This is a genomic window from Pseudomonas sp. FR229a (assembly GCF_030209115.1).
In the GTDB taxonomy this organism is placed as follows: Bacteria; Pseudomonadota; Gammaproteobacteria; order Pseudomonadales; family Pseudomonadaceae; genus Aquipseudomonas; species Aquipseudomonas moraviensis_A.
Map to the genome: position 1 here is coordinate 48509 of NZ_JARVSP010000016.1, position 7477 is coordinate 55985.

At 61.6% G+C, this 7477-nt stretch carries 7 protein-coding genes; all 7 read left to right on the forward strand.

Features of this window, described 5'->3' with window-relative positions:
• Positions 1-118: 118 nt before the first annotated feature.
• The 7 genes from accD (at position 119) to QRN33_RS13790 (ending at position 7256) form a co-directional block, all read left to right on the forward strand.
• Positions 119-1039, forward strand: coding sequence for an acetyl-CoA carboxylase, carboxyltransferase subunit beta (accD, locus tag QRN33_RS13760; protein WP_016773939.1), 921 nt, complete (start codon positions 119-121; stop codon positions 1037-1039).
• Positions 1036-2343 carry a bifunctional tetrahydrofolate synthase/dihydrofolate synthase gene (folC, locus tag QRN33_RS13765; protein ID WP_285409049.1) on the forward strand — a complete coding sequence of 436 codons (1308 nt, stop codon included), beginning with the start codon at positions 1036-1038 and terminating at the stop codon, positions 2341-2343. Before accD ends, folC begins: the two co-directional genes overlap by 4 nt.
• Positions 2327-2995 carry an SPOR domain-containing protein gene (locus tag QRN33_RS13770; protein ID WP_285409051.1) on the forward strand — a complete coding sequence of 223 codons (669 nt, stop codon included), beginning with the start codon at positions 2327-2329 and terminating at the stop codon, positions 2993-2995. Before folC ends, QRN33_RS13770 begins: the two co-directional genes overlap by 17 nt.
• A 98-nt stretch (positions 2996-3093) precedes the next feature.
• The gene (locus QRN33_RS13775; RefSeq protein WP_016773942.1) at positions 3094-3654 is read left to right on the forward strand and encodes a CvpA family protein; all 561 of its coding nucleotides are present in this window, start codon (positions 3094-3096) and stop codon (positions 3652-3654) included.
• 41 nt (positions 3655-3695) lie between these two features.
• The gene (gene purF / locus QRN33_RS13780) at positions 3696-5201 is read left to right on the forward strand and encodes an amidophosphoribosyltransferase (protein ID WP_003226416.1); all 1506 of its coding nucleotides are present in this window, start codon (positions 3696-3698) and stop codon (positions 5199-5201) included.
• Between the two features lie 70 nt (positions 5202-5271).
• Complete coding sequence (locus QRN33_RS13785; RefSeq protein ID WP_042609435.1) at positions 5272-6483, forward strand: O-succinylhomoserine sulfhydrylase; 1212 nt, start codon at positions 5272-5274, stop codon at positions 6481-6483.
• Positions 6480-7256 (forward strand): SDR family oxidoreductase, encoded by a 777-nt coding sequence (locus tag QRN33_RS13790; RefSeq protein WP_285409054.1) that lies wholly within the window; start codon positions 6480-6482, stop codon positions 7254-7256. The genes QRN33_RS13785 and QRN33_RS13790 overlap by 4 nt, the downstream gene beginning before the upstream one ends.
• Positions 7257-7477 lie beyond the last annotated feature (221 nt).

The window sequence follows — 7477 nt, forward strand, 5'->3', positions numbered from 1 at the left end:
TGTTTCGCGCTGACCGCGACTCCTCATCAACCATCGCCACACACATGAATTTAGCTCAAGGGCATACGCGGGGCTGCGAACCAGAGCGTTCGGGCCGCCGGTACTGGAGAAAGAAAGCATGAGCAACTGGTTAGTAGACAAACTGATCCCTTCGATCATGCGCTCGGAGGTCAAGAAGAGCTCGGTGCCTGAAGGTCTGTGGCACAAATGCCCATCCTGCGAGGCGGTGTTGTACCGTCCAGAGCTGGAAAAGACCCTGGACGTTTGCCCCAAGTGCAACCATCACATGCGCATCGGCGCACGTGCGCGTATCGACATTTTTCTCGATCCGGAAGGCCGCAACGAACTGGGCGCGGACCTGGAGCCGGTTGACCGTCTGAAATTCCGCGACGGCAAGAAGTACAAGGATCGTCTGGTTGCCGCGCAAAAGCAGACCGGCGAAAAAGACGCGCTGATCTCGGTCAGCGGTACCTTGCTGGGCATGCCGGTGGTGGTTTCGGCATTCGAATTCAACTTCATGGGCGGTTCCATGGGTGCCATCGTCGGTGAGCGCTTCGTTCGCGCTGCCAACTACGCCCTTGAAAACCGCTGCCCGATGATCTGCTTCGCCGCTTCCGGTGGCGCGCGCATGCAGGAAGCGCTGATCTCGCTGATGCAGATGGCCAAGACTTCGGCCGTGCTGGCGCGTCTGCGTGAAGAAGGCATTCCGTTCATCTCCGTATTGACCGACCCGGTCTACGGCGGTGTTTCTGCCAGTCTGGCGATGCTCGGCGATGTCATCGTTGGCGAGCCGAAGGCCCTGATCGGCTTCGCCGGCCCGCGTGTGATCGAGCAGACCGTGCGCGAGAAACTGCCGGAAGGCTTCCAGCGCAGCGAATTCCTGCTGGAGCACGGCGCGATCGACATGATCATTCACCGTCAGGAACTGCGCCCGCGTCTGGGTAACCTGCTGGCGCAGATGACCGGCAAGCCGACGCCGAAGTTCGTTGCCGCGCCGATCGAGCCGATCGTGGTGCCGCCGGTGCCTGCCAACGTATGACCCAGCGCACCCTTGGTGAATGGCTCGCCTACCTCGAGCAGTTGCATCCGTCGGCCATCGACATGGGCCTGGAGCGTTCGCAACAGGTCGCGTCCCGCATGGGGCTGGGCCAGCCTGCACCTCGGGTGATTACGGTCACCGGCACCAACGGCAAAGGTTCGACCTGTGCGTTCGTGGCTTCGTTGCTGCGCGCGCAGGGCCTGAGCGTTGGGGTCTACAATTCTCCGCACCTGCTGCGTTACAACGAGCGGGTGCAGCTCAACGGCGTCGAAGCCACTGACGCCCAGCTGTGCGAAGCCTTTGCTGCAGTCGAGGCGGGCCGCGGCGAGACTTCCCTGACTTACTTCGAAATGGGTACCCTGGCGGCGTTCTGGCTGTTCCAGCAGTCCGCGCTTGACGCCGTGGTGCTTGAGGTGGGGCTGGGCGGACGTCTGGATACCGTCAATGTGGTCGATGCCGATATTGCACTGGTCACCAGCATTGGCGTCGATCACGCCGATTATCTAGGCGACACCCGCGAATCCGTGGCTTTCGAAAAGGCCGGCATCTTCCGGCAAGGGAAACCGGCCCTGTGTGGCGATCTGAATCCCCCGCAACCACTGCTGGATAAGGCCCGCGAGCTGGCTTGCCCGTTTTTCCTGCGTGGACGCGATTTCGATCTCGGCATCACCGAGCAGCATTGGCAGTGGCGCGGTAGCGATGCACAGGGCCAAGCGGTCGAACTGCGTGACTTGCCACTGCTCGATCTGCCGATGGAAAACGCCGCGCTGGCGCTGCAAGCCTATCTGCTGACGGGGTTGCCATGGAATGCCGAGCAGATTGTCGCTGCATTGCAGGCGACGCGCGTGGTCGGACGCCTTGATCGTCGTTCATTCGAGTGGAATGGCAAGCGTCTGAATCTGTTGCTGGACGTCGGTCACAACCCGCATGCCGCTGAATACCTTGCGCGGCGTCTGGCCGCACGGCCGCCGGTTGGCAAGCGCCTGGCGGTGTTCGGCCTGCTGGCTGACAAGGATCTCGATGGTGTTGTTAGCGAATTGAATGCTAGTGTCGCGCATTGGGCTGTCGCGCCGCTGGATTCGCCACGCGCGCGCCCGGTCGCAGAGTTGCAGGCAGCGCTGCAGAACCTTGGCGCTGCGGTCGCGTCCTACGACAGCGTCACCGCTGCTCTGGAAGGCCAGTGCGCGGTAGCGACCAGTGACGACGAGATTCTGTTGTTCGGATCATTTTATTGTGTTGCCGAGGCCCTTGAATGGCTGGCCCGGCGCTCCACGGAGGAAGCGGCAAATGGCTTTGCTGGATAAAGCGTACAAACAGCGCATGGTCGGCGCGCTGGTGCTGGTGGCGCTGGCGGTGATCTTCCTGCCGATGCTGTTTTCCCGCCAGGACGAGCAGCGTCAGGTGACGGTCGAGGCCCCGGCGGCGCCGCAAGCTCCGACGATGCCGCAAGTGCAAATGGATCCGGTCGCCGTGCCTGAACCGCAAGCCCTGCCGCAGGAGCCGGTGCCGACGGACGAGGAAGTCGCTGAAGAAACCGCCCCGGCTGCTCCGGCAACCCCGGCTGCTCCGGCTGCGCCAGCACCGACCATCCCTGCGCAGATTGCCCGCCCGGCAACGCCGCCACCGGTGGCCAAGCCGATCCCGGCGCCGGCCCAGCCGATCACCTCGGCAACGAGCAAGCCCGATACCACGCAGAGCCGCGTCGATGCCAACGGTCTGTCGGTGAGTTGGTCGGTGCAGCTGGCCAGTCTGTCGAGCCGCGCCAGCGCCGAAAGCCTGCAGAAAAACCTGCGCAGCCAAGGCTACAACGCCTATATCCGTTCGGCTGATGGCAAGAATCGGGTGTTCGTCGGTCCGCTGATCGAGCGTGCCGAAGCCGATCGCTTGCGCGATCTGCTGAGTCGCCAGCAGAACCTCAAAGGCTTCGTTGTCCGTTTTCAGCCTGAACGTGGCTGAAATCTATCACCTCGATTGAAAACCACTGACAATCGCAGCTTACCGACAGCCATGCGCTCTGCTAAAATGCGCCGCCTTATCCGTCTGTAGGCTGCACTGTGCCATTTACCTGGGTTGACTGGGCGATCGTTGCAATCATCGCCATCTCCGCTTTGATCAGTCTGAGCCGCGGCTTCGTAAAAGAAGCTTTATCGCTGCTGACCTGGATCATCGCAGGAGCGGTTGCCTGGATGTTTGGTGGCTCACTGTCCGAGTACCTCGCCGGATACATCGAAACCCCATCGGCTCGCGTGATCGCGGGCTGTGCCATCATGTTTGTCGCCACACTGATCGTGGGCGCAATGATCAATTATCTTATCGGCGAGTTGGTTCGCGTCACCGGGTTGTCCGGAACCGATCGATTCCTCGGCATGGCCTTCGGTGCAGCGCGTGGCGTGTTGCTGGTGGTCGTGGCGGTCGGGCTGTTGAGCCTGGGGCCGGTACAGCAGGACGGGTGGTGGAAAGAATCACAGCTCGTGCCCAAGTTTCTATTGGTCGCCGACTGGTCCAAGAACCTGATATTGGGGTGGAGCAGTCAGTGGCTTGCCAGCGGAATCAGCGTACCCGCTGAGATTCCGTTCAAGGAGCAGCTCTTGCCGACGGCGAAAACGCCTCAGTGAGTGTTGTTCAGTTCAGATCCATTAAGTAGGGGTTGCGTCGCATGTGTGGCATCGTCGGTATCGTCGGTAAGTCGAACGTCAATCAGGCGCTGTATGACGCGCTAACCGTGCTCCAGCACCGCGGCCAGGACGCTGCCGGTATCGTGACCAGCCATGATGGCCGGTTGTTCCTGCGCAAGGATAATGGCCTGGTGCGTGACGTGTTCCAGCAGCGTCACATGCAGCGTCTGGTCGGCCACATGGGTATCGGCCACGTCCGTTACCCGACTGCCGGCAGCTCGACGTCGGCCGAAGCCCAGCCGTTCTACGTCAACTCGCCGTACGGCATCACCCTGGCGCACAACGGTAACCTGACCAACGTTGAACAGTTGGCCAAAGAGATCTACGAATCCGATCTGCGTCACGTCAACACCAGTTCCGACTCGGAAGTGCTGCTCAACGTGTTCGCCCACGAGCTGGCCCAGCGCGGCAAGCTGCAGCCGACCGAAGAAGACGTGTTCGCCGCCGTGACCGACGTGCACAATCGTTGCGTTGGCGGTTACGCCGTTGTGGCGATGATCACCGGTTACGGTATCGTCGGTTTCCGCGACCCGCACGGCATTCGTCCAATCGTGTTCGGCCAGCGTCACACTGACGAAGGCGTGGAGTACATGATTGCCTCGGAAAGCGTTTCGCTGGACGTGCTCGGTTTTACCCTGATCCGCGACCTCGCACCGGGCGAAGCGGTGTACATCACCGAAGACGGCAAACTGCACACCCGTCAGTGCGCGACCAATCCGTCGCTGACCCCGTGCATTTTCGAACACGTCTACCTGGCGCGTCCGGACTCGATCATCGACGGCGTATCGGTGTACAAGGCGCGTCTGCGCATGGGCGAGAAACTCGCCGAAAAGATCCTGCGCGAGCGTCCTGAGCACGACATCGACGTGGTCATCCCGATTCCCGATACCAGCCGTACCGCGGCGCTGGAACTGGCCAATCACCTGGGCGTGAAGTTCCGTGAAGGCTTCGTCAAGAACCGTTACATCGGTCGTACCTTCATCATGCCCGGCCAGGCTGCGCGCAAGAAATCGGTACGCCAGAAGCTCAATGCCATCGAGCTGGAGTTCCGCGGCAAGAACGTGATGCTGGTCGACGACTCGATCGTACGCGGCACCACCTGCAAGCAGATCATCCAGATGGCTCGCGAAGCCGGCGCTAAGAACGTCTATTTCTGCTCGGCGGCACCCGCGGTGCGCTTCCCGAACGTCTACGGTATCGATATGCCGAGCGCGCACGAACTGATCGCGCACAACCGTTCGACCCAGGACGTGGCTGATCTGATCGGCGCCGACTGGCTGATCTATCAGGACTTGCCTGACTTGATCGAAGCGGTCGGCGGCGGCAAGATCAAAATCGAAAACTTCGATTGCGCGGTATTCGATGGCAAGTACGTGACCGGTGATGTCGACGAGGCTTACCTGGACAAGATCGAACAGGCGCGCAACGATGCTTCGAAGGTCAAGACCCAGGCAGTCAGTGCGATCATCGATCTGTACAACAACTGAGTTTCCACCGGCCCTGAGGGGCCGGTTTTGTATCTGACATTTTTTCGAGAACACAGCAAGGAGAGACAGCATGAGTCAGGAATGGGATGCCGGTCGGCTGGACAGCGACCTCGAAGGCGTAGCGTTCGATACCCTGGCCGTCCGTGCCGGTCAGCACCGCACGCCGGAAGGCGAGCACGGTGATCCGATGTTCTTCACCTCCAGCTACGTGTTCCGCACCGCTGCCGATGCGGCGGCGCGGTTTGCCGGCGAAGTGCCGGGCAACGTTTATTCGCGTTACACCAACCCGACCGTGCGCGCGTTCGAAGAGCGCATCGCCGCGCTGGAGGGCGCCGAGCAAGCCGTCGCCACGGCAACCGGCATGGCCGCGATCATGGCGGTGGTGATGAGTCTGTGCAGTGCTGGCGATCATGTGCTGGTGTCGCGCAGTGTGTTCGGCTCGACCATCAGTCTGTTCGAAAAGTATTTCAAGCGCTTCGGCGTCGAAGTTGATTACGTGCCGCTGGCCGATCTGTCGGCTTGGGATGCGGCGATCAAGCCGAACACCAGACTGCTTTTCGTCGAGTCGCCGTCCAACCCGTTGGCCGAGCTGGTGGATATCGCCGCGCTGGCAGAAATCGCCCATGCCAAGGGCGCGCAACTGGTGGTCGACAATTGCTTCTGCACCCCGGCGCTGCAACAGCCGCTGAAGCTCGGCGCGGACATTGTCGTGCACTCGGCGACCAAGTTCATCGACGGTCAGGGCCGTTGCATGGGCGGCGTTGTCGCCGGTCGCGGCGAACAGATGAAGGAAGTGGTCGGTTTCCTGCGGACCGCCGGGCCGACCCTCAGCCCGTTCAACGCGTGGATCTTCCTCAAGGGGCTCGAGACGCTGAACCTGCGCATGAAAGCTCACTGCGCCAACGCCCAGGCGCTGGCCGAATGGCTGGAGCAGCAGGACGGCATCGAGAAAGTCCATTACGCCGGTCTCAAGAGCCATCCACAGCACGAGTTGGCTCAGCGCCAGCAGAAGGGCTTCGGTGCCGTGGTCAGCTTCGAGGTCAAGGGCGGCAAAGAGGGCGCCTGGCGCTTTATCGATGCCACGCGGTTGATTTCGATCACTGCCAACCTCGGCGACAGCAAAACCACTATCACCCATCCGAGCACCACCTCCCACGGCCGTCTGGCGCCCCAGGAGCGTGAAGCAGCAGGCATTCGCGACAGCCTTATCCGCGTCGCGGTCGGTCTGGAGGATGTGGCTGACCTGCAAGCTGATCTGGCGCGCGGTCTGGCGGCATTGTGATCGAGTTGTCCACACCGGCGGCCAGTACCCATGGCCGCGTGGCGCTGATCACCGGCGCTGCACGCGGGATCGGTCTGGGCATCGCCGCCTGGCTGATCAGCGAAGGCTGGCAGGTGGTGCTGACCGATCTCGATCGGGCGCGTGGTTCGAAAGTGGCGAAGGTGCTCGGCGAGAACGCCTGGTTCATCGCCATGGACGTCGCAGACGAAAATCAGGTCGCGCTGGGCGTGGCCGAGGTGCTGGGGCAGTTCGGTCGCCTGGATGCCCTGGTCTGCAACGCAGCGGTGGCCGATCCGCACAACATCACCCTGGAAAGCCTTGATCTTGCCTATTGGAATCGGGTGCTGGCGGTGAACCTGAGCGGGCCGATGTTGCTCGCCAAGCACTGTGCGCCCTATCTGCGTGCGCACAACGGTTCGATCGTCAATCTGGCCTCGACCCGCGCCGCGCAGTCGGAACCGGATACCGAGGCTTACGCTGCAAGCAAGGGCGGGTTGCTGGCGCTGACCCATGCGCTGGCAATCAGCCTCGGGCCGGAAATTCGTGTGAATGCTGTCAGCCCGGGCTGGATCGATGCGCGTGATCCCTCGGTGCGTCGCGCCGAACCATTGGCCGACGCCGATCATGCTCAGCATCCGGCGGGCAGGGTGGGAACCGTCGAGGACGTGGCGGCGATGGTCGCTTGGCTGCTGTCGCGCAATGCCGGGTTTGTCACCGGCCAGGAATTCGTCGTCGATGGCGGTATGACGAAAAAGATGATCTACAGCGAATAACAAGCGAAGCCGCGTCCTGTGGGAGCGAGCCTGCTCGCGAATGCGGTCTATGGGTCGATGGCTTCTTCAGGAATGAAGCAATTTTGTCTTTTTCAGAAAAACTCCAATCCTGCTATTGACTTAGCTTCGCCACCTGCGTAAATTTCGCGGCCTCGGAGATGCAAACGGGTGATTAGCTCAGCTGGGAGAGCGTCTGCCTTACAAGCAGAATGTCGGCGGTT

What these genes read in the sequence shown, in the direction of transcription:
- accD (WP_016773939.1), top strand. Translation starts at nt 119, where the DNA reads ATGAGCAACTGGTTAGTAGACAAACTGATCCCTTCGATCATGCGCTCG.
- folC (WP_285409049.1), top strand. Translation starts at nt 1,036, where the DNA reads ATGACCCAGCGCACCCTTGGTGAATGGCTCGCCTACCTCGAGCAGTTG.
- QRN33_RS13770 (WP_285409051.1), top strand. Translation starts at nt 2,327, where the DNA reads ATGGCTTTGCTGGATAAAGCGTACAAACAGCGCATGGTCGGCGCGCTG.
- purF (WP_003226416.1), top strand. Translation starts at nt 3,696, where the DNA reads ATGTGTGGCATCGTCGGTATCGTCGGTAAGTCGAACGTCAATCAGGCG.
- QRN33_RS13785 (WP_042609435.1), top strand. Translation starts at nt 5,272, where the DNA reads ATGAGTCAGGAATGGGATGCCGGTCGGCTGGACAGCGACCTCGAAGGC.